Here is a 20,541-nt window from a genome sequence, read left to right as displayed (position 1 = left end):
GCGGACCGGACGGGACTCGAACCCGCGACCTCCGGCGTGACAGGCCGGCATTCTAACCAACTGAACTACCGGTCCACTTCAGAACAACTCAACATCGGGCGCATGACAAACGAGAATGGCGGACCGGACGGGACTCGAACCCGCGACCTCCGGCGTGACAGGCCGGCATTCTAACCAACTGAACTACCGGTCCACGACAAACGCTTGCTTCTGCTAACGAACCAGGCCATTTAATCAAGTAACGCTTTGAAAAGCAATGACTTTTTTCAAATGGTGGGTGGTACTGGGTTCGAACCAGTGACCCCCAGCTTGTAAGGCTGGTGCTCTACCAACTGAGCTAACCACCCCTGTCTCGTTGGCGCTGCATTCTACGGAATCCGGCCCATGAGTCAATACTTTTTTTGCGCGCAATTTCAGCAATCGTCCGCGACAGAGTATTGATAAGACAGGACTTTCCCACTGCATCTCGCCTGCAGGCCAGTAAACATCAGCGTTGCGTCATCATTCTGACATGCCGCTGTCGCCATCGAAGGCCAGGGTAATGCCCCTCGCATGGTGGCGATTCACTGCCGTTTTCCGCCCAGCGCCGGGTGATTGGCCAAGGCCTGCGCCGCACGCGAAATCAGTCCTTCACGCGTCTCGCCACTCGCTTTTCGTGGCTTGAAATCATGTTCGCCATCATTCAGCCAAAGCAAAGTGAGGCTTTCCGGCAACGGATATGCCGTCACTTCCTCGCGAGTTCCGAAGGGATCGCGGCTGCCCTGACAGATCAAGCCGGCCATCGGGATATCCGGCAGATGGTCGATGCGCAACTTGTCGGGCTTGCCCGTGGGATGAAACGGATAGCCCAGCGCGTACCACCCGACCGGCAACGGCGCATGCGCCGCCCGGGTCAACTCCACCAGCAGATGGGAGGCCACACGACTGCCCATCGACTTGCCGCCGACCAGCCAGGGCAGCGATCGCAAGGAGTCGACGGCCTCCACACACGCCATCAGCGCCTGACACCAGCGCGCCATCTCCTCGATCAGCCCGGGCAGCCGGGGCGGCGGTCGGCGGCGGCTTTCGCAGCGCATCCTGACGAGATAGCCGAAATCGAATGCCAGCCACGCCATGTCATGCGTCAGGCAGGCGGCAGCGAACTGTTGATGGAAGCCGGTCTCACGCCCGGCGCCGGCTCCATGCGCATGCAACAGCAGGGCACGCCCCGGTCGTCCATGGATCTCAAGCGGGCCCAGTTCCGCCAACCAGCCTCGCCACGGCCCTCGCGCGGCCAGCGCGTCGTGGGACATGGTCTGGCGGGCAGCAAGCTCCGAGGCGACATCGGCCAGGCTGGCGACACGAAAGCCTTCCTCGGCGTAAGGGCTGGGAACCTCAGCCGTATTGGACGCATTGGCATCTTCGTCCGATGATGAAGTGACGGCGGGCAAGCGAAATTCTCCTGTTGATCTCGTACGGCTCGCGCCAGACAACGCTGGAACCGATGAGGGGTAAACGCTGCATTCCAGCGCGAGGGATGGCCTGTCAGTCGGTCATGGTCGCGCGTGATATCGGTCAGCGCCAGCCCTGCCGCCCTGACAGGGGCGTCGATGACCTGGCCGCTCCCGCAGCGCCGCTTCCAGCACCGTCACCACCAGCACTGCGCTTTCGCCCACTGCCGACGAGGTCGTGATATGCGTACAGCTCTTGAGGCTTCGGCCTGCCATCCCCGCGTGAACCATCATCATCACACAAGCCATGATTTTGCTCGCATGGCCGTCATCTGGGGCCTGCTCAGCCTCTGTCTGGCGGTGTGGCTCAACCTCATCTGGCTATGGCCCTCGCTGGGGCCGGAAGTGGCCTGGCTGAGCTACGGCCGCCTCGCTCCCTTGCAGCACCACCTGCTGCTCTTCGGTCTGGGCGGCTCGGCAGTGATCGCCGGCGGCTACTCCATCGCCATGCACAGTGTCCTGCAACGCGAATCACGCGCGGACGCCGAGACGGCGATAGCGGATATCGCACTGACTCCCTTCACGCTCAAGCTGATGCATTTCACCTTCCTCGGCTGGCAGGCCGTGGTCGCGCTCGGCGCACTGGCGATTGTCGCAGGCTACTCCTCGGGCCAATACATGGCCGAAGCGCCCTGGCTCGTCGATCTCCTGATGACCCTCGCCTGGCTGGCCGTGGCGTGGGTCTTCTTCACAATGCTGGAACAGCGCACGCTGCGCCGCCTGCCGGTGGCCTGCTGGTACTTCATCGCCGGCCTGATGCTGGTGTTGATACAGCATGTGCTGATCTCGCTCAGCGTGCCGGTCGGCCTGCTGGAATCGATACCGCTCTTCACGGGCAGCCTCGAGGCACTGATTCAGCGCTGGCAGGCAGGGCCACTCCCCGGCGGCATGTTCGCATTCGGCCTCATTGCCTTGCTCCATCACATGGTCACGAGCCGCTCGCGGCTGCCGCTCTACTCGCATCGGCTGGCGACCACCAGCTTCTGGATGCTGGTGCTGCTGGTGACATGGGGAGGTGCTCCGCTGCTGTTCGCGAGCGCCCTGCCGGCCTGGAGCCAGACGCTGGGCATGGCGATGGGCATCCTGCTGCTGGCGCCGGGGCTGGCACTCAGCCTCAATGGCCTGATGACACTCAAGGAGAATTGGCACTCATTGCGCCGGGATCCGCTGATCTGCCTGCTGGCGGCAGCTCTGGTCAGCTTCGCCCTCGCGGTTCTTGAATACAGCCTGCTGTCACTGCCGACCCTCAATGCCCTGACCTTCAGTGCCGCCAACAGTCTGTCGCCGGCAGCAAGCCTGGGGGTGGTCGCGACAGTCGCCATCGTGATGGCCTATCACCTGCTGCCCCCGATGCGCTCCCTCGCGCTGCTCAAGACTCATGCCCTGCTGGTCATCATCGGCACCCTGCTGTGCGTTGCCGCCAGCTGGGCGACCACGCTGCTTCAAGGCAGCATGTGGCATGTGCTGGCAGATGACGGCAGGCCGCTATACACCTTGAGCGAGGTGCTGGAAGCGGCCCGCATGCCGATGATGATCTCGCTGGGCGGGCTCGCCTGCTGGGCGCTCGGCTTGCTGCTGATGCTCCTCAATGTGATGCGCACCCTGGCTGATCAAAAGAGCGAACGCCAAGCCGCTCATGAGCGCCAGCACCTGAGCTCCGGCTCGCACAAGGCATCATCAGAGTCTGCCATGCACTCTGCGTCCCCCTCTACCACGCCCCCTGCCACATCCTCGGGAGGGCACTACGCATGAGACATGTCCTGCTCGAACGTCACGCCGGCCTGATGACGGCACTATGCCTGCTCACCATGAGCCTCGGCGCCCTTGCCCAGCTGGTGCCGCTCGGGGCTCACCCCAGCCTCGCCAGCGCACCCGAAGACCTCAAACCGCTGAGCGCCCTGGCGCTGGAGGGCCAGCGCATCTACCAACGCGAGGGCTGTCAGCAATGCCACACACGCATGGTGCGCGATCTACCGGGCGATACGGCGCGCCACGGCGCTGCGACGACCACCCGGGCGCGCTACTACGACCGCCCTTCGCTGTGGGGCGTCGAGCGCTGGGGGACGGATTTGAGCAAGCTGCCTGCGCAGCATGACGATGCCTGGCAGCGTCTGCATCTGAATGACCCGCGCAGTCAGGTGCCGGGCTCAGCGATGCCCGCCTACCCGTGGCTGTTCGAGCGGGCGTTGAGCGGCGAAGGCATCGCGGCACGCATGCGAGCCCTGCAAGGCCTGGGCGTGCCCTACGCGGAAGACGAGATTCTCGCCGCCCCCAATGACGTGCGTGGCACTGCCGAAATCACGGCGCTGCTCGCCTACCTGCAGCAGGCCGCCCCCGCGAGCGACATCGCCAGCCGCGACCCATGACAGGACACCGCACAGGAGACACGACATGAATCTGCTGGAGACAACTGGACTCCCCCTGTTCTGGAATCTGTGGGTGCTGGCCCTCACGCTGGGTAGCCTGGTGCTGTTCGCCATGCTGGCCCTGGGCAGTCTTTCGCGCGCCGCCAGCGCTGACAGCGACGAGCGCGAAGGCGATGGCCCCATGCAGGAACATCGCATCAACGGCGTACGTCAGCCTGACACACCAGCGCCACGCGCCTGGGGCATACTGGCACTGGCGACGCTGGCCGCCGCACTGATCCTGCTGCTCGGCGCAGCTGGCTGAGGCAGGTCGTCGCGGTATGGTCATGCGGGGCCAACCAGGCCTAAAGTTCACACACCTTGCAACGCCCATGGGTTGGGCAGGATAATGAATTAATAAAATCTAATATTATGGCGTCACGAAATTGCACTGCCCCAGCCGATGAGCGCTCAGACCCTGGCCGCTCGATTCACATCGACTGAGCAGGGTCGCGGCGGGCGACAAGGCCCCGCCCCACCGTTCGTTGCGCCCGAAAGACCCCTCCCGCTGCCCTGCCCCAGGGGTAGCGGTGACATTCCTCAGGAGAGTCACCATGACGGCCAATGCACAGGCATCACACCGCTTGCGCGCCCATGAAGCCCGCTGCCAGACCTGTTCGCTGAGTTCACTGTGCCTGCCACTGGCACTGAACATGGAAGATATCGACCAGTTTGACGCCATCATCCGCCGTCGCGCGCCACTCAGAAAAGGGGAAGTGCTCTTCACCCAGGGCGATGCCTTCGATTGCGTCTTCACGGTGCGCTCCGGAAGTCTCAAGCAGATCACCAATGAAAACAGCGGCATGGAGCAGCTGACCGGCTTCTACCTGCCCAGCGAGCTGGCCGGGCTCGATGCCATCGACAGCAATTGCTATCCCGGCACCGCCGTGGCGCTGGAGACCACCACCGTCTGCGAGATTCCCTTCGACCGCCTCAATGCGCTCTCGGAGCAGATGCCGGAACTGAGAACCCAGCTGTTCAAGAGCCTGAGCAAGGAGTTGCACGAAGATCGCCGCATGATGATGCTGCTGTCGCGCAAGACAGCCGATGAGCGGCTGGCGAGCTTCCTGGTCAACCTGTCACAGCGCTTCCGTCGTCGTGGCTATTCGCCGTACAGCTTCCGCCTCTCGATGGCACGCGCCGATATCGGCAACTATCTGGGGCTTGCCGTCGAAACCATCAGCCGTATCCTGACCCGCTTCCAGACCCAGGGGCTGGTCGACATTCGTGCCCGCGAGGTGCATATCCTGCATCTGGATGGCCTGATCGAACTGGCCGAAGGCGAGTGTCAGGGCGGTCGCTGATGACGCCTGCTGACAGCACATCACGCTGAGCGACACTGCGCTGATCCGCCGCCAGGGCGCCATGTCGGCACCACACAAGACAGAAGCCCGCCACGCAATTTGCGTGGCGGGCTTCTTCTTTCTGTCAGGCCAGTCGTCAGTCGTCCTGACAACCCTGACAGTCCTGGCAGCCCAGACAGTCATGACAATAGGGCTTGTCTCGGCCTTCGCTGGCGATCAGCGGTTCTCGAGGCGGTTATAGTCCAGCAGGCCCGCTTCGACAGGGCGATCAGCATAGTTGGTGCGCAGCACGCTGTCGGAGAACTCCCAGAAGCGCGGATCAGTCCGGCGTACCCCGATATCGGCCTGCAGGGCGCGATAGTCCTCTTCGGTCTCGAGTGCCGCCACCCGCTCTGCCAGCCCCGTCAGGGTGTCAGGCGTCAGACGCCAGAAGGCATTCGGGTAATCGCCCGCCACGCCCCGCAAGACATCGAGAGTGTCTTCCTCAGGACGGCGATTTTTCTCCTCATCGAACAGGCTGGTGATGTTGGCGTGGGCGGAATTGCGCAGCACGCTGTAAAGGCGTGGCGAGTCGTCAGTGCCCTCCTCCAGCGCGACGATCGTCACCTCCGGCATCAGGCTGGCCGAGACTCCCTGCACCGCAGCGAGGGCCTGCAGCTCATGTCGCACATGCTCATCCTCGACATTGCTCAGACTGCGCTCATGACCGAGTTCCGGCGCGAGGCGCTCCTGCATGCGCCGCATCAGCCCAAGGCGAGCCTGGTTCGGCGATGACAGCTCCTGCGGCGTCCAGACGATGCCACTGGGCGCATCGAACTGCGGCGGCTTCTTGAACAGCAGCTCGCCAAGGCCGGGGCTGACGTCGCGATACCAGCTGTCATGCACCGCCTGGCGCTCGCCTGCCGGCAACAGCACCAGCAGGTTGTTCTCGCCTTCCATGCGCAGGAAGTCCATGTACAGACGGGTGACCAGCTGATGGCCGAGATTGCCATAGACATCGAAGCCGGCGACCAGCAGATAGTGGATGCGCTCCAGCATCGGGTAATCGATGATCCAGCCCGTCTTGGGCACGCCACCGACCAGCCCCTTCATCACCGCCGCATTGTCGAAGTGACGATAGATGGTCAGGGCCGCGTTGGGGTTGCGCCCCTGGCCGGGGCCGTCGGTCCAGCCGCTGCCGTCCCACAGCACCCGCTCATCCAGGCGCAGATCGCCATCGAGATAGGCCTGGGACATCAGGCGCTGCTTGGCCTTGAGATAGGCGGTCTGCTTGCTCTCGAACTTGACCCAGGAGCTGATCGGCAACGCATTGCTGCTCTGCTCGGCGGGCAGGCTGAGATTCTTTCCTTCCTCGGCCAGTGTGCGTTCCACTTCCGGGTGGCTGAACATCTTCGGGTCAGTGAAACCGACCCAGAAGTGATCATTGATCACATCCACCGCGACCTGCCCGCGACAGACCGGCCCCTTGATGAAGCCCATGATGGTGTTCTGCGACTCATCCAGCATGAAGCGATAGCGTGACTCGGCCGGAATGGCCTCGAAGGTCAGGAAAGGATTCGAGGCCGTCTTGAGGTCGTAATCCGGCAGGTCATCCACCGGGTAATCCGGCGTCAGGAACAGCGCCTGCCAGCGCTTGAAGCGAGCATCATCGAGCGCATAGGGCAGATGATTCTTGGCCAGGATCGTCGCGCGCTCCTGCCACAGACGGTAATAGACCCGCGGGCGCCCGGCCTCATCATGAGGCAGGCTCGCGCGTTCATCGCCGGTGTAGGAGGCGTAGGGTGGATCGTAGGGACGGCGCGTGGAGATTCGCTTGATCGGCTCGCCCGGCGGGGTGCTGGAACGCACCAGCTTGAAGAAGATCGGCCGTCCGTCCGCGCCCTTGATGCCCGGGAAATACACATGGCTCAGGAAGAGATGCTCGTAGATATAGCGATTCATCAGGCGTTGCTTGAGGCTGTCGCCATTGAAGAAGCGCTCGGCCTGCTCGATGTGCGGCATCAGCGCCTGGGGCAGCGGTGCCGGACCGGTCATCGCGCCACCCTTGGCCAGCCAGTTCACCAGCGTGCGGTGCTCTTCATCGCTGACCTGTGGCAGGGCGTAGGGCATGCCCCAGTCAGGATGGTCTTCGGCGAACTTGTCGTAGCCCTCGACGGGGGCACACACCTGACTGCGATTGAGCGACAGGTCGAAGCGGTCTTCCGGCAGCAGGCCATCTTCCGTCACCGGCAGCGGCGCCTTGCGCTTCTGGCTGAGCGCACGGAACAGCACACTGCCCTCCAGATTGGCGGCCGGAGAGTCGAAGCGCTCATTGAGCACCGGCGAGAAGTCCATGCTGCGCCACTGCTCGGTGGTGTCCGCGTCTTCGAACATGCGCGTCAGATTGGCCGCCAGCAAGCGCGTGCCATCGTAGACCGGCGCCGGATTCATGCCGCGATCGATCCCGGCGGCCGATGACATCTTGAGCTGACAGGGAGCGTCGTAGCAGCCATGACAGACCACGCAGCGCGTCTCGATCACCGGCTTGACTTCATCCTCCCACTGACGTCCGGCAAGACTGTCGTGTGACACCACCCGCTCACGCGGTGACGCGGGGCCGAAACGCTCATCGAGCTGATGAATCGCGACGGCACTGCAGCCCCCCAACAGTAGAACGAGCACGATGCTCCAGCGCCAGCGCGGTATGCGCCACAGGCGTCGAAGTAGGTCCGGCATGGGGAACTCCAGCAAGAGGAAGGGATATCGGCAATCGGGCAGATGATGGCGAAAGGGTACCATAAGCAGGCTCACTAATTCGGCAAGACTGCCTTTCCAAGCATAGTGAACAATGATGTCAGATTTTTTTGGCGCTACCGCATCCAACTTTATTTTGACGGCGTATGACGTCATGACCCGCCTGAACGAGCTGTCTGACGCAAGCGGGTGCCACGATGTTCCTGATCCATAATTCAAAAAATACGGGCCCTGCCCGATAGGAAGCCATCATGACCATGAAGAAGACCGTTACTGCCGCTACCTTCGCCGCCGCTGCCGCCGCGCTGTTCTCCACTGCCGCCCTGACCTCGTTGCCGGTGCACGCCGGTGACAATGCCGTGAAGTGCTCCGGCATCAACTCCTGCAAGGGCACCTCCGAATGCGCGACCGCCAACAGCGCCTGCAAGGGCCACAACGCCTGCAAGGGCCAGGGCTGGTCGTACACTGCCAGCGCTGAATCCTGTGTCGGCGAAGGTGGTACTGTCGTCGAGGGCTGATCCTCAGGCACGCAGAGGCGTCTGCCCTGGCAGGCGCCTCTGGCGAATTCCCGACGGGAGGACGGCACACCGTCCTCCCGTTCCTGATTCTGGCTCTGGTTCTGGCTCGGTTTCTGTCCGGGATCCCTTGCGGGTGTCTTTCAGCTCTCCTGACTCGCCCTCTGCCTCGCCCTTTTCCGCACCCTCTGCCTTCGCTCAGAAGAGGACTCACGCATGACGACAGCTGTCACCGCTCGCCTGCCCACGCCCGCCAGCGCCGGTATCGGTCAGGGGCTGGGCCTGCGCCCCGAGTACTATCACGAGATTCTGACGACGCTGCCGGACATCGACTGGTTCGAGGCCATCAGCGAGAACTACATGGGCCACGGCGCCAGCGAATCCGGAGGTCTAAGTGCCGGCGGCAAGCCACTGCATCACCTCGAGCGTGTCCGCGAGCACTACCCCATCGCCCTGCATGGCGTCTCGCTGTCCATCGGTGGCAGCCATCCCATCGACAGCCGTTACCTGCGCGAGCTGCGCGCCTTGTGCGAGCGGATCGAACCGCTGTGGGTCTCCGATCACCTGTGCTGGACGCGTACCGGCGCGCATCAGTTCCACGACCTGCTGCCGCTGCCCTATACCGATGCCACCATCGACCATCTGGCCGAACGCATCGATCAGGTCCAGAACGCGCTCGGCCGTCAGTTATTGCTGGAAAATGTCTCCAGCTATCTGACCTGGCGTCCTGACGAGATGAGCGAATGGGAGTTTCTGGCCGAGGTCAGCCGCCGCGCCGACTGCCTGATCCTGCTCGACCTGAACAACGTCATCGTCTCAAGCCACAATCATGGCTTCGACCCGCTGACCTATCTGGACGCCATGCCGGCAGAGCGCGTCTGGCAGCACCATCTGGCCGGGCATATCCGGCAGGAAGTCTCCGGCGGCGAGCTGTGCATCGACACCCATGACCAGCCCGTCCCGGACACCGTGTGGACGCTGTATGACGCCGCGCGGGAGCGCTTCGGCGATGTCGCCACCATGATCGAGCGTGACGACAACTTCCCGCCCTGGTCGGAGTTGATGCAGGAGTACGCCGAGCTGCGCCACCGCAGTGGTCGTCCGCTGACGGATGCCACGCGCGCGAATCAGACGCCAGACCACGGAGGGCTGCGCGCATGACGCAAGCAAGCCCCGCAGGCGGTGCTGATCGCAGCGCCTTGATGCAACTGCAGGAGACCACGGGCGCCTACCTCGCGACGCCGAGCCCTGACACCCGCAGCGCAGCGGCCGAGGCCGTCATCAGTGATCAGCTTGCCAGCGCCGAGGAGCGCCTCGACATCTACGCGATGGCCTATCGGCTGCGGCTGTTCGAGGTCTTCGGCGGGGATTTCGAGGCCGTGCACACCCTGATCGGCGATGACGCCTTCGGGCTACTGTGTCGTGACTACCTCGCGGCCCACCCGCCGAGTCATTATTCGATTCGCTGGGCCGGCCAGCATTTCCCGGCCTTCGTCGCGGCGCGCGAACCCGAGCGCTCCCTGGTCACCGAGATGGCCGCCTTCGAGTGGGCTTTGGGGCTGGCGCTGGATGTGGTGGACAGCACCCCGCTGAGTGTCGAGACCCTGCAGACGCTGGCCCCCGCGGAGTGGCCAGAGCTGACCCTGGCAGCGCATCCGTCCCTCAAGCGCTTCTCGTTCCACTTCGATACGCCGGCCATCTGGAAGGCCATCGACAACGATGAGCCGCCACGCGCACCGGTCGAGTCCGACACGCCCACGCCCTGGATCGTCTGGCGCCAGCCCACCGCTGGCGCGCCCGAGGTGCACTATCGCTCTCTCGATGCGCTGGAGGACCTGGCTCTCGGCGCCATCCTCGCGGCCGGAGACGAGGGCCTGAGCTTCGGACGGCTCGGTGAGCTGCTGACGCCGCAGGTGGGGGCAGAGCAAGCCCCGGGCGTCGCGATCAACCTGTTGGTGCAGTGGCTCGCCGCCGGTCTGCTGATCAGGCCCTGACATCAGGCCCTGTCATCAGGCATCCGCGCCCGACGCCACGCCGGACATGACAGCCAGCGGCGAAAGCCGGACAATACACGCCGACCCTCATTGCGATGGTCGGCTTTCGTCTTCCTGCTGCCGTGATGCCCATGCCCTTTTCTCCTGATGCTCCGCACTCCGACGCGCCGACGGCGCCTCAGACACCTGCGCCGATGGCGGACGCCACGCCAACGCCCCTCGAGGGCAAGTCTGCTGAGGTGACTGAGCCGGCTGAGCCTGTTGAGCTGACTGAACCCGCCGAGCCACTCGACATCCTGTACCAGGATGAAGTGCTGGTGGTGGTCCACAAGCCATCGGGCCTGCTGGTGCACCGCAGCCCCATCGACAAGCACGAGACCGAGTTTCTGCTTCAGCGCCTGCGCGACCAGATCGGCCAGCATGTCTTCCCCGTGCATCGCCTCGATCGCCCCACATCAGGGCTGATGGTGTTCGGCCTCTCGCCCCAGGCGGCGCGCAAGCTGAGCACCGCCTTCGAGGAGCAGCAGGTCAGCAAGCGCTATCTGGCGATAGTGCGCGGCGTCGCGCCCGAGCAGCAACGCCTCGATTACGGCCTGCGCAAGGAAGATGGCAAGCTGCCCAAGGCCGAGATGCCGGAGCAGGAAGCCATCACCGACACGCGCCGCCTGGCACAGGTCGAGCTGCCCATCGCCATCGATCGCTATCCGCAGTCGCGCTTCTCGCTGGTCGAGGCCCGTCCGCTGACCGGCCGCCGCCATCAGATTCGCCGTCACCTGTCACGCCGTGGCTACCCGATCATCGGCGACGCCAAGCACGGCAAGGGCAACTACAATCGCTACTTCGCCACGACACTGGAATGCCCCCGCCTGCTGCTGGCGGCTGTCGGGCTTGAGCTTCCTCACCCCGAGGGCGGCTGGCTGAGCCTGTCGTGTCCGCCAGAAGGTGCCTACGCGGCACTGATGGAGCGCTTCGGCTGGCTGGGCCATCTGCCCGAACGCTACGCTGAACATCTGGCAGAGCGCCCGACCAGACACTGGCTCGATGCGACCGCCGACGACCCGGCTGACTGAGCGTGCCCCTGCCGACTGCCACCCGTTCCCCCGAGATTCGCGAGCTGCGCATGACCACCTCTTCCGACACCCCGGACTCGACCGACATGAGCCCAGAACAGCAGAGCTCTGACCATAAAAGCTCTGAAAACAAAAGCTCTGAAGAACAGAGCCCTGACCGCAAGCACACAGGCGAGCCGTCGACCCACGCCAGCACGCCCTCCGCCAGCGAACGGATGCTGGAGAGCTTCTTTGCGGCCGGCGCTGCCAGTCAGGCCCCCGCAGAAGATGACTACGACATCCGCTTCGGCGGCATCCGCCGCCTCTACGGTGCCAGCGCCTTCGCCCACTTCCGCCACGCGCATGTCGCGGTGATCGGTGTCGGCGGCGTCGGCAGTTGGAGCGCCGAGGCGCTGGCTCGCTCCGGCATCGGCGAGATGACGCTGATCGATCTCGATGATGTCTGCGTCTCCAACGTCAATCGTCAGCTGCATGCGCTGGATGGCCAGATCGGTCGTCCCAAGGTCGAGGTGCTGGCCGAGCGCTGCCAGCTGATCGCGCCGCAGATGAAGATCCACGCCATCTCGGCCTTCGTCACGCCGGACAACCTCGCCGAGCTGATCCACGACGACCTCGATCACGTCATCGACGCCATCGACAGCGTGCCCGCCAAGACGGCGCTGATCGCCTGGTGCAAGCGTCGCAAGCTGGGCCTGACCGTGACGGGCGGCGCCGGTGGCCAGCTCGACCCGACGCGCATCCAGATCGGTGATCTCGCCCGCACCGAGCAGGACCCGCTGCTGGCGCGCGTTCGCTCACTGCTGCGTCGCGACTACAATTTCAGTCGCAACCTGAAGCGCCGGTTCGATGTCGAGTGCGTCTATTCCGACGAGCAGCTGACCTACCCCGGCGCCGACGGCGAGGTGTGTGCCACCAAGCCCGGCGACAGCGCCACGCGCCTGGATTGCGCTGGCGGCTTCGGCGCGGCCACCTTCGTCACCGGCAGCTTCGGCTTCACCGCCGCTGCCCGCGCGCTGGCGCGCATCGCACGCCGCGGTGCCAAGGCCACGCCTGTCGCTGATGACACGTCTGTGGCTGATGCGCCGAACGCTGCCGACTGATACGCCTGCTTATCGCTGTTGGCTTCACCGCTTCTCGCTTCTCGCTTTTGGCTTCACCCTCAAGGAAATCGCCATGACTGACCTGCCTGCCATGCCGCCGCTGCCGGAAAATCGTCCCGTGCCGGGCCTCTACCGCCACTACAAGGGCGCGCAGTACGAAGTGATCGGCACCAGTCGCCACAGCGAGACCGAAGAGCTGCTGGTGGTCTATCGTGCTCTTTATGGTGAATGCGGGCTGTGGGTGCGTCCGCTGAGCATGTTCATGGAGAACGTCGAGATCCAGGGCGAGCCGGTGCCACGCTTCGCGCTGGTCTCGGCGTGGTCCTGCTGATCCGCGGCCTTGCCGCACCCACATCCTGACCGACCAGACAGGTACATGCCGCCTGTCGGTCGCGGTGCTATACTGCGCCGCTTGTTTTTCCAGACATACGCATTGAGCCGCTTGCGGGCATGATCTGCCCGCGCGGCTCGGCCACGCCCACACAGCGCACTGCCCGGCACGTCTGGCAGGCACTGTGAGCTGGTTCATACCACGTCAAGAGCGGAGGAAGCATGAGCGCACTGGTTGGTGTCATCATGGGATCAAAATCGGATTGGGCGACCATGTGCCATACGGTCGAAACCCTGGAAGCGCTGGGGATCGAACACGAGGTCAAGGTCGTCTCTGCCCATCGCACGCCCGACCTGCTGTTCGACTATGCCGATACCGCTGCCGAGCGTGGCCTTGAGGTCATCATCGCCGGTGCCGGCGGCGCGGCGCATCTGCCGGGCATGTGTGCCGCCAAGACCTGGCTGCCGGTGCTGGGCGTGCCGGTGCAGTCCAGCATGCTGTCAGGTGTCGATTCCCTGCTCTCCATCGTGCAGATGCCCGCCGGCATCCCCACCGGCACGCTGGCCATCGGCCGCGCCGGTGCCGTGAATGCCGCGCTGCTGGCCGCCAGCCAGCTGGCCAACAAGTACCCGGCCATCCGCACCGCGCTGATCAACTTCCGTGCCGAGCAGACCGACCGTGTGCTCGACAATCCGGACCCGCGCCCCGACGCACCCAGCCTGTCCCACGGAGGCGAGTAAGCCATGAGCCAGCCGTTCCGCTTCGGTATCGTCGGCGGCGGTCAGCTGGGCCGCATGTTGGCTCAGGCCGGCGCCGCCCTGAATGCCCGCTTCACCTTCCTTGATCCTTCGGATTCGCCCTGCGGTCGCGTCCACGGTCATCATCTCTGCGCCGATTGGCAGGATGATGCGGCTCTGACGCAGCTGGTGGCGGCGTCTGACGCCATCACCTTCGAATTCGAGAACGTGCCGGCGGACGCCGTCGCGCGTCTGGCGGCCGAGCGCCCGACCTTCCCGCCGGCTGGCGCCCTGGATACCGCGCGTGACCGCTGGAGCGAGAAGTCGCTGTTCATGCGTCTGGGCATCGAGGTGCCGCCGCTGGCGCTGGTCGACAGCCAGGCGGACCTTGAAGCGGGCGTCGCGACCATCGGTCTGCCCGCCGTGCTCAAGACACGCACGCTGGGCTATGACGGCAAGGGCCAGAAGGTGCTGCGCGAAATGGCCGACGTCGCCGACACCTTCGCCGAACTCGGCAGCGTGCCGCTGATCCTGGAAGGCTTCATCGCCTTCGATCACGAAGTCTCGGTGATCGCGGTACGCGGTCGCGATGGCGAGACGCGCGCCTGGCCGCTGTCGCGCAATGAACATCGCAGCGGCATCCTGCACTGCTCCACACCGCTCGACTCCCACGGCCTGCAGGCCGAAGCAGAGGCGGCTGCCTTCAAGGTGATGCACGAGCTCGACTATGTCGGCGTGATGGCCTTCGAGTTCTTCGTCGTCAAAAACGACGATGGCAGCGAGCGCCTGCTGGCCAACGAGATCGCACCGCGTGTGCACAACTCGGGCCACTGGAGCATCGAGGGCGCCGCCACCAGCCAGTTCGAGAATCACCTGCGTGCCGTCGCCGGCATGCCGCTGGGCGAGACCGCACTGCTCACGCCCTGCGCAATGCTCAACATCATCGGCCGCATGCCGGAACGTGACGCCGTGCTCGCCAACCCAGGCGCGCGTCTGCACGACTACGGCAAGGCGCCGCGTGCGGGGCGCAAGATCGGCCACATCACGCTGCTGGCCGCCGACAAGGCGAGCCTCGACGCCCGCATCGCGGCTGTCGAAGCGCTGCTGGTCAATGAACTGGGCAAGTAAGCCGGTTCTGCGCCACTGAAGACGAAACGCCCCCGCTGCCATCGGCAGCGGGGGCGTTTTCGTTTCGGCACGGCTCAGCGAGCCGCCACGGAATCAGTCGATCTCGTGGTGGATCTGCTTCTGCAGGTAGAGCTCGATGCCGACCTTCTCGATCAGGCCCAGCTCGGTCTCCAGGTGATCGATGTGCTCTTCCTCGTCGTCGAGGATCTTGCGGAACAGATCACGCGAGGTGTAATCGCGAACCTGTTCGGCGTAGGCGATCGCTTCCTTCAGATCGCCATGTGCCTGGTGCTCCAGCGCCAGATCGCACTCGAGCATTTCCTTGGTGTTCTCGCCGATGCGCAGCTTGCCGAGGTCCTGCAGGTTGGGCAGACCTTCCAGAAACAGGATACGCTCGATCAGGGTGTCGGCGTGACGCATCTCTTCGATGGACTCGTCGTATTCCCACTTGGCCAGGCGCTTGAGGCCCCAGTCCTTGTACATGCGCGCATGCAGGAAGTACTGATTAATGGCGACCAGTTCGTTGGCCAGTATGGTGTTGAGATGCTCGATGATCTTGGGATCGCCTTTCATGTCGCCATTCCTCTCTTGTCAGGGTTGCTGCTTGCGTCAGGTTCTGTGCTGCGCCTGATGACGGCATGCATCAGCCGCAGCGCGGGCACGTCAGGCGTGCCCTATCGATCAGGTGCGGCAAGTATGGCGCAAAAACATGAATTTTTCGAGACATACCAACAAGTTATCGACTTTTAGGCGCAAATGGGAAGGATTGGTATCCGCGTTGTCATGTGGCGACTGACACCGGAATGCCTGGCGCCCATACGAAAACGCCCGCCACCCGGTCTTGAGACCAGGTGGCGGGCGTCAGGCAAGCGAGCACTTGCCGGGAGTCGACGAGAACGGATCACGCAGCTGGGCAGCGCGGCGACTGGGCGGCGACTGGAGTGTCAGTCGCCGACAGGCGAGCCTCGGCTCGAGCCTGCATCACACCGCGTAGGCGAGATCCTCTGCCGGCATCATTTCACGCGCGACCGCTTCGCGAGTGATGGTCTTGGCCATGCAGGCACATTTGCCGCACTGGGTCGCACAGCCGGTCTGCTCACGGACTTCGCGGAAGCTGCGCGCTCCCTGTTCCACGACTTCGCGGATCTTGTGGTCTGACACACCTTTGCACAGACAGACGTACATGGCTCACCTCGCTCACTCCAAGTGAGACAAATGTAAATGATTCGCAGAAACATGCGCAACACCTGACTGCAAAAAATTCTCATTCACACGTTATATCAAATACTTAGCGAGGCGATTTCTGGCCGGTTTGCGGTTGCGGAACACACGATGTCATAAGCAGGCCACATCAGCCTCACAAAGCGATTGCCGTGGGGAAAGCCAGCGCCGTATAAAGAATGATGGCCCGTGGCTGACAGAAAGGTAGGGTTGCGATTTCACACGAGGCCGCTAGTATGTATAACGATTTTTTATGCAATTCGAAAACAATCGCACCAAAACATAATGAGTCATCGCTAGCCGATCACTCAGGCGGGTCACTCGAACGCAGCCCAGCTCCTCGCTCACGGGAAGCGCCGCGTCACGATGAAGGCAAATGACTGCCACGCCCCGCCAGGCAATCAGGAAAGAACATGAACAGGACACTGCAAGAGATTCCGTCGCTCCGCCTCCTCATGGCCATGACCCGCATCGGCATGCCGATGATGGGCGCCATGCTGAAGCCGTGACCGGCCTGAATCCGTCTGCTGTTGCCCTATCTGCCGATTTCCGAACGCCAATCCGCAAGGAGCCCGATATCATGTCAGTACAACTCGCCACCGCCGATCATCACGCCACGTCCCACCTGCCACTTGATCTGGACGCCGTCCGCGACGCCGGCAGCTGCTTCGGTGACCACCACCGTCTGCCGCTGACCCCGCTGCTGCGCAATCTCTATCGTGAAGCCCGCCGTGAAGGCCTGGTGGATGAGCATTGCAACGCGCGTGAACTGATGAGCCATATCGCTCTGCCCCATGACCACGTGGTCACCCAGGAAATTTCCGACCGCGTCTGGCGCTACAACGTCGGTTACTCCAACACCGGCGAGAGCGCGGAACAGGGCGACCTGAGCGCGGCGCTGGACTCCCTCAACGAGCGCACCCTGGATGAGCCGCTGCCGGGCGCCCTGCAGCGCCTGACCGAATCCTGGCTGTACCTGCCGGGCGAGCTGGAAAGCCCGCGTCAGGCCAGCGCCGACGTGCTGTGGCTCGACAAGCAGGGCCGTGCTCGCTACCGCCTGGATCAGGCACGCCACTGGTTCGCCACCCTGCGCGATGAAGCCGTTGACATTGATGGCTGGCTGGCATGGCGCCTGACACACCTGCCGCTGACCAGCGCGCCGGTGCTCGATACCGTCAGCGCCTTCACGCGTCTGGCGCGCCTCGACCACGATGGCCAGCGTCCGATCGGTCAGCTGTCCTTCGTGCGCTACCGTGAAGGCGTGCGCCTGGAAGGCATGGGCACCGCGGTGATCGACCTGCCGCGCGAGCTGCCCGAGACGGCGGCGCAGGAAGACAGCCTGGTGGTGTCACGCGCCAGCGTGGAACGCATCATCACGCGCCTGGATGGCCTGCTGGGCGTCTGATCAACCCCTCCACTCGCGGAAAACACAACGCCCCGCCAGTCATCGACTGGCGGGGCGTTTTCTTGTCTAACTGAGATCACTTCTGGCTGAGCTCACGTCTGGCTGAGATGACTTCTGGATGAGCTCACTGCTTTCCTGCACGGCGCATGCGCCAGAGAATCCCTGACGGTGCCTCACTCGCGCCGCGGCTTGGGCAGCACCACCACGCGAGTGCCGGAGGCGATATCCTGCCAGCTGCGCTGCTCAGGGTCCCACAGCTGCCAGACGTACCCCAGCCCGCAGGCACCCAGTGACAGCCCGGCAACCACGAAGCGTATCAAGCACTGCTGCAGTGTCGGGACATGACCCTGTGGCGTCTCGATGCGCAGTCGCCAGGCCTGCATGCCCAGCGTCATGCCACTGCGACTCCAGCAGCCGCCGAAGAAGGCGAACATCGCCACCAGCAACAGACTGCGGAACAGCGGTGACTGATTGGCCTCACCGCCATTGACGGCAACCCCGATGAAACCCAGCACGATCAACAACGCCATCACGAGGAAGGCGTCATAGACCACGCCGCCCAGACGCCGCATCAGGCCCGCAGGGCGTGCTCCCTGCGGGTCGAGACGGCGGCGAGAGTGCGGGGCGCCCCTAGCCACTGCGCCGGATCAGCAGCAGGCCGATCACGTAACAGGCCAGCATCGGCGCCAGCACCGCCCAGATGGGCGCGAAGCCGAACACCACCGAGGCCGGGGCGAGCAGGTCCTGCAGATACTTGAACAGCAGGCCGACCACGATGCCGTAGAAGACCCGTGTCCCCGCCGCCACCGTGCGCAAGGGCCCGAACACGAAGGAGGCGGCCACCAGCACCAGCGCCGCCAGCGTCAGCGGCTGCAGAATCTTCTGCCAGAAGTAGAGCAGCGGCTGATTGGCCGACAGGCCCTGGTCCTGCAGGTAGCGGGAATAGCGCCACAGGTCGGAGGCTGACTGCTGCTTGGGGTCGCTGATGACCAGCTTGAGCAGGTCCGGCGTCAGCTGGGTATCCCACTCGCGGGTCTCCTGCTGAGCCACCGTGGTGGCGCTCGGCTCGCCATCCTGGGACTCGAAGGTGGTGGTCTGCACCGCCTCCAGCGTCCAGCCATCGCTCTCCCAGACGGCGCGCTTGGCGTAGAGCGCCTGGGTCAGATGGCGCTCGTCATCGAAGCGATAGCGGGTCACATTGAGCACCACATCATCGCTGCGAATCGAGCCGAATCGGTAGTAGTCGTTGCCCTCGCGCTGCCAGCCGCCGCCTTCCGCGTAGACGGCGCCTGCGCCCTGCTGCTTCTCGGCGCGCCAGGCGTCGGCCTGCAGTTCGGTGACAGGGGCGACGTATTCACCGACCGCCATGGTGATGGCGATGACCAGCCCCAGCGGCTTCATCACGCCCCACAGAATGCGCGTCAGTGAACGACCGGCGGCGCGCATGATGGTCAGCTCATTGCTCGAGGCCATGCTGCCCAGCCCGATCAGGGCGCCCAGCAGTACGCCGACCGGCACGAATTCGTAGAAGCGCGACGGCAGACGCATCAGCAGATAGAGGAGCACTTCAAAGGCGCCGTAGTCGCCTTTCACATCCCCCAGATCATTGATGTAGGTGATCATCAGGTCGAGCCCGAGAATCAGTACCTGCACCACCAGCATGGCCACCAGCACATTGCGGGCGATGTAACGGTCGAGACGATCAAGCAGCATCAGCGGCCACCTCCGCGGTTGTCGCGCCAGCTCAGCCAGATGCCGAGCGCCAGATAGACGCCGTGAATGGGCCATAGGCCGATGGCGGCCGGGTACTTCTCGGATGCGACGGCATTCTGCGCCGCGATCAACAGGCTGAGATAGGTGATATGCACGAAGATGGCCGGCAGCAGGCGTGCAAAACGCCCCTGACGCGGATTGACGCGTGCCAGCGGCAGACCGATCAGCATCAGGATCGGCACCATCAACGGCAGCGAGATGCGCCACTGCAGCTGGGCCTTGGCCTCCGGAAGATCGGAAGCCCAGAGCTGCGCCGTGGTCGCAAGCTCGATGTCTTCCTTGAGGGCCGCGGCGTCCTGGCCCTCGGTGATGCGCACGCCGTAGCGATCAAAGCCCAGTCGCTGGGCGATCGCCTTGCCCGGCTCCACCCCGTAGCGCGTGCCGTCGCTCAAGACCAGATAACGACTGCCGGTCTCGGGGCTGACTTCCTGGAAGGCACGCTCGGCGCGCACCACCGACTGGCTCGGTTCGCTGTCGGGCGTGCTGGCGGCATTGCTGTCACCTGCCTCGGCGATGAAGACGTTTTCCAGCTCGCTGTTGTCATCGCTCATGCTCTCGGCATAGACGGTGCGATTGCCGATCTCCTGGAAGCGTCCCGCGCCGAGAATCGAGAAGTCGGTCTTCTGCTTCTGCTGCTCGAGCAACAGCTCATTCTTGAGCGCGCCGGCAGGCGTCAGATAGAGACTGCAGGCCGCGACCAGCGCCGTGATCAACAGCGCCGGCAGCAGGGTGACACGCAGCAGGCGCTCCGGGCCGACGCCACAGGCGACCAGTACGGTGATCTCGCTGTTCATGTACAGCTGACCGAAGGCCAGCAACACGGCGAGGAAGAAGGACAGCGGCAGCAGCAGTTCGAAGAAACCCGGCAGGTGATAGAGCATCAGACTGCCGAGAATCGACGCCGGGAAATCCCCCTCCGCCGCATCACTGAAATAGCGGATGAATCGGCTGCCCATGATGACAAGCATCAGCACCCCGGCCACGGCGGCCATGGTGGTGAGTATCTCGCGTGTCAGGTAGCGGAAGATGATCAAGTGGAACTCCTGTTTCCCGCTCGCAAGCGAGCGTGTTGACCAGATCGATGATAGCCGGTGGAGGAATGGTCGTGATCACATGAAGGCATCATCCCCCTCATGCATGGTGCGCAGCCTTTGCGTACACTGGCGGCACGGGTCTGAAGACTGGACGGGAGCGGCTCCCCCTCATGCAGCAGCATTATCCAGAAAGGATGCTGCCTTGTCGCGGCTGCAGGCATTGCACGTGGACAGCCTGACATGATGGACTGCCCTCACTCGTGCATGCCAGCTCAGCTTGTCATGAGCGGCCTGCGCCCCC

At 64.0% G+C, this 20,541-nt stretch carries 20 protein-coding genes and 3 tRNA genes; 13 read left to right on the top strand and 10 right to left on the bottom strand.

From position 1 onward, the window contains the following. Nucleotide 1: 1 nt before the first annotated feature. The 4 genes from MSG32_RS11900 to MSG32_RS11885 all read right to left on the bottom strand — a co-directional run bounded on the left by MSG32_RS11900 (nt 2) and on the right by MSG32_RS11885 (nt 1,430). Nucleotides 2-75 (bottom strand) — tRNA-Asp (locus MSG32_RS11900). A gap of 41 nt (nt 76-116) precedes the next feature. Next, nucleotides 117-193 (bottom strand) — tRNA-Asp (locus MSG32_RS11895). Nucleotides 194-271: 78 nt separating this feature from the next. Beyond that, nucleotides 272-347: transfer RNA gene (locus MSG32_RS11890), tRNA-Val, on the bottom strand. 216 nt (nt 348-563) lie between these two features. Continuing rightward, nucleotides 564-1,430 carry an alpha/beta family hydrolase gene (locus MSG32_RS11885; RefSeq protein ID WP_248379852.1) on the bottom strand — a complete coding sequence of 289 codons (867 nt, stop codon included), beginning with the start codon at nt 1,428-1,430 and terminating at the stop codon, nt 564-566. A gap of 321 nt (nt 1,431-1,751) precedes the next feature. Between MSG32_RS11885 and MSG32_RS11880 the strand changes: the two genes are divergently transcribed. From MSG32_RS11880 to fnr, 4 genes are all read left to right on the top strand, one after another. Next, nucleotides 1,752-3,242, top strand: a complete 1,491-nt coding sequence (locus MSG32_RS11880; protein WP_248379850.1) for a cbb3-type cytochrome c oxidase subunit I — start codon at nt 1,752-1,754, stop codon at nt 3,240-3,242. Then, nucleotides 3,239-3,856, top strand: coding sequence for a cbb3-type cytochrome c oxidase subunit II (locus MSG32_RS11875; protein WP_248379848.1), 618 nt, complete (start codon nt 3,239-3,241; stop codon nt 3,854-3,856). The genes MSG32_RS11880 and MSG32_RS11875 overlap by 4 nt, the downstream gene beginning before the upstream one ends. Before the next feature lie 25 nt (nt 3,857-3,881). Next, nucleotides 3,882-4,160 (top strand): hypothetical protein, encoded by a 279-nt coding sequence (locus MSG32_RS11870; RefSeq protein ID WP_192838652.1) that lies wholly within the window; start codon nt 3,882-3,884, stop codon nt 4,158-4,160. A 289-nt stretch (nt 4,161-4,449) separates the two neighbouring features. Then, entirely contained in the window at nt 4,450-5,199 is a 750-nt protein-coding gene (fnr, locus tag MSG32_RS11865; protein WP_043333190.1) for a fumarate/nitrate reduction transcriptional regulator Fnr, read from the top strand. A gap of 216 nt (nt 5,200-5,415) precedes the next feature. Here the strand turns inward: fnr and MSG32_RS11860 are convergent, their stop codons facing one another. Next, complete coding sequence (locus MSG32_RS11860; protein ID WP_248379846.1) at nt 5,416-7,914, bottom strand: fatty acid cis/trans isomerase; 2,499 nt, start codon at nt 7,912-7,914, stop codon at nt 5,416-5,418. 269 nt (nt 7,915-8,183) lie between these two features. Between MSG32_RS11860 and MSG32_RS11855 the strand changes: the two genes are divergently transcribed. The 8 genes from MSG32_RS11855 (at nt 8,184) to MSG32_RS11820 (ending at nt 14,807) form a co-directional block, all read left to right on the top strand. Beyond that, nucleotides 8,184-8,450, top strand: coding sequence for a hypothetical protein (locus tag MSG32_RS11855; protein ID WP_197738697.1), 267 nt, complete (start codon nt 8,184-8,186; stop codon nt 8,448-8,450). Nucleotides 8,451-8,663: 213 nt separating this feature from the next. Next, the gene (locus tag MSG32_RS11850; RefSeq protein ID WP_248379845.1) at nt 8,664-9,608 is read left to right on the top strand and encodes a DUF692 domain-containing protein; all 945 of its coding nucleotides are present in this window, start codon (nt 8,664-8,666) and stop codon (nt 9,606-9,608) included. Further along, nucleotides 9,605-10,441, top strand: coding sequence for a DNA-binding domain-containing protein (locus tag MSG32_RS11845; protein ID WP_248379844.1), 837 nt, complete (start codon nt 9,605-9,607; stop codon nt 10,439-10,441). Before MSG32_RS11850 ends, MSG32_RS11845 begins: the two co-directional genes overlap by 4 nt. 131 nt (nt 10,442-10,572) lie before the next feature. Next, on the top strand, nt 10,573-11,511 hold the full coding sequence (locus MSG32_RS11840; protein ID WP_248379843.1) for a pseudouridine synthase: 939 nt from the start codon (nt 10,573-10,575) through the stop codon (nt 11,509-11,511). 215 nt (nt 11,512-11,726) lie between these two features. After that, complete coding sequence (gene tcdA / locus MSG32_RS11835) at nt 11,727-12,611, top strand: tRNA cyclic N6-threonylcarbamoyladenosine(37) synthase TcdA (RefSeq protein ID WP_248380150.1); 885 nt, start codon at nt 11,727-11,729, stop codon at nt 12,609-12,611. A gap of 73 nt (nt 12,612-12,684) precedes the next feature. Continuing rightward, entirely contained in the window at nt 12,685-12,942 is a 258-nt protein-coding gene (locus MSG32_RS11830) for a DUF1653 domain-containing protein (protein ID WP_225996526.1), read from the top strand. A 221-nt stretch (nt 12,943-13,163) separates the two neighbouring features. Further along, nucleotides 13,164-13,682 carry a 5-(carboxyamino)imidazole ribonucleotide mutase gene (gene purE / locus MSG32_RS11825; RefSeq protein WP_043333193.1) on the top strand — a complete coding sequence of 173 codons (519 nt, stop codon included), beginning with the start codon at nt 13,164-13,166 and terminating at the stop codon, nt 13,680-13,682. Nucleotides 13,683-13,685: 3 nt separating this feature from the next. Next, the gene (locus tag MSG32_RS11820; RefSeq protein WP_248379842.1) at nt 13,686-14,807 is read left to right on the top strand and encodes a 5-(carboxyamino)imidazole ribonucleotide synthase; all 1,122 of its coding nucleotides are present in this window, start codon (nt 13,686-13,688) and stop codon (nt 14,805-14,807) included. Nucleotides 14,808-14,900: 93 nt separating this feature from the next. Here the strand turns inward: MSG32_RS11820 and bfr are convergent, their stop codons facing one another. Both bfr and MSG32_RS11810 read right to left on the bottom strand, forming a co-directional pair. Further along, a complete protein-coding gene (gene bfr / locus MSG32_RS11815) occupies nt 14,901-15,380 on the bottom strand; it encodes a bacterioferritin (protein WP_043333195.1) in 480 nt (159 codons plus the stop codon). A gap of 408 nt (nt 15,381-15,788) precedes the next feature. Beyond that, on the bottom strand, nt 15,789-15,992 hold the full coding sequence (locus MSG32_RS11810) for a bacterioferritin-associated ferredoxin (RefSeq protein WP_043333196.1): 204 nt from the start codon (nt 15,990-15,992) through the stop codon (nt 15,789-15,791). A gap of 616 nt (nt 15,993-16,608) precedes the next feature. Between MSG32_RS11810 and MSG32_RS11805 the strand changes: the two genes are divergently transcribed. Then, the gene (locus MSG32_RS11805) at nt 16,609-17,433 is read left to right on the top strand and encodes a hypothetical protein (protein ID WP_107335632.1); all 825 of its coding nucleotides are present in this window, start codon (nt 16,609-16,611) and stop codon (nt 17,431-17,433) included. Between the two features lie 173 nt (nt 17,434-17,606). Here the strand turns inward: MSG32_RS11805 and MSG32_RS11800 are convergent, their stop codons facing one another. Genes MSG32_RS11800 through lptF form a run of 3 tightly spaced genes read right to left on the bottom strand, consistent with a single transcriptional unit; the run spans nt 17,607 to nt 20,240 of the window. Next, nucleotides 17,607-18,071: an RDD family protein gene (locus MSG32_RS11800; RefSeq protein ID WP_235506925.1), complete on the bottom strand. Its 465-nt coding sequence runs from the start codon at nt 18,069-18,071 to the stop codon at nt 17,607-17,609. Further along, on the bottom strand, nt 18,064-19,146 hold the full coding sequence (gene lptG / locus MSG32_RS11795) for an LPS export ABC transporter permease LptG (protein WP_248379841.1): 1,083 nt from the start codon (nt 19,144-19,146) through the stop codon (nt 18,064-18,066). The genes MSG32_RS11800 and lptG overlap by 8 nt, the downstream gene beginning before the upstream one ends. Then, complete coding sequence (lptF, locus tag MSG32_RS11790) at nt 19,146-20,240, bottom strand: LPS export ABC transporter permease LptF (protein ID WP_082388186.1); 1,095 nt, start codon at nt 20,238-20,240, stop codon at nt 19,146-19,148. Before lptF ends, lptG begins: the two co-directional genes overlap by 1 nt. Between the last annotated feature and the right edge of the window lie 301 nt (nt 20,241-20,541).

Source organism: Cobetia sp. 1CM21F, assembly GCF_023161745.1.
Lineage (GTDB): Bacteria > Pseudomonadota > Gammaproteobacteria > Pseudomonadales > Halomonadaceae > Cobetia > Cobetia amphilecti.
This window is presented reverse-complemented; position numbering and strand designations above follow the sequence as displayed.

Coding starts and splice junctions, on each gene's coding strand:
- MSG32_RS11820 (WP_248379842.1), top strand. CDS start 13,686: ATGAGCCAGCCGTTCCGCTTCGGTATCGTCGGCGGCGGTCAGCTGGGC.
- MSG32_RS11845 (WP_248379844.1), top strand. CDS start 9,605: ATGACGCAAGCAAGCCCCGCAGGCGGTGCTGATCGCAGCGCCTTGATG.
- MSG32_RS11870 (WP_192838652.1), top strand. CDS start 3,882: ATGAATCTGCTGGAGACAACTGGACTCCCCCTGTTCTGGAATCTGTGG.
- bfr (WP_043333195.1), bottom strand. CDS start 15,380: ATGAAAGGCGATCCCAAGATCATCGAGCATCTCAACACCATACTGGCC.
- tcdA (WP_248380150.1), top strand. CDS start 11,727: ATGCTGGAGAGCTTCTTTGCGGCCGGCGCTGCCAGTCAGGCCCCCGCA.
- MSG32_RS11810 (WP_043333196.1), bottom strand. CDS start 15,992: ATGTACGTCTGTCTGTGCAAAGGTGTGTCAGACCACAAGATCCGCGAA.
- MSG32_RS11855 (WP_197738697.1), top strand. CDS start 8,184: ATGACCATGAAGAAGACCGTTACTGCCGCTACCTTCGCCGCCGCTGCC.
- MSG32_RS11840 (WP_248379843.1), top strand. CDS start 10,573: ATGCCCTTTTCTCCTGATGCTCCGCACTCCGACGCGCCGACGGCGCCT.
- MSG32_RS11860 (WP_248379846.1), bottom strand. CDS start 7,914: ATGCCGGACCTACTTCGACGCCTGTGGCGCATACCGCGCTGGCGCTGG.
- MSG32_RS11880 (WP_248379850.1), top strand. CDS start 1,752: ATGGCCGTCATCTGGGGCCTGCTCAGCCTCTGTCTGGCGGTGTGGCTC.
- fnr (WP_043333190.1), top strand. CDS start 4,450: ATGACGGCCAATGCACAGGCATCACACCGCTTGCGCGCCCATGAAGCC.
- purE (WP_043333193.1), top strand. CDS start 13,164: ATGAGCGCACTGGTTGGTGTCATCATGGGATCAAAATCGGATTGGGCG.
- lptG (WP_248379841.1), bottom strand. CDS start 19,146: ATGCTGCTTGATCGTCTCGACCGTTACATCGCCCGCAATGTGCTGGTG.
- MSG32_RS11830 (WP_225996526.1), top strand. CDS start 12,685: ATGACTGACCTGCCTGCCATGCCGCCGCTGCCGGAAAATCGTCCCGTG.
- MSG32_RS11805 (WP_107335632.1), top strand. CDS start 16,609: ATGTCAGTACAACTCGCCACCGCCGATCATCACGCCACGTCCCACCTG.
- MSG32_RS11850 (WP_248379845.1), top strand. CDS start 8,664: ATGACGACAGCTGTCACCGCTCGCCTGCCCACGCCCGCCAGCGCCGGT.
- MSG32_RS11875 (WP_248379848.1), top strand. CDS start 3,239: ATGAGACATGTCCTGCTCGAACGTCACGCCGGCCTGATGACGGCACTA.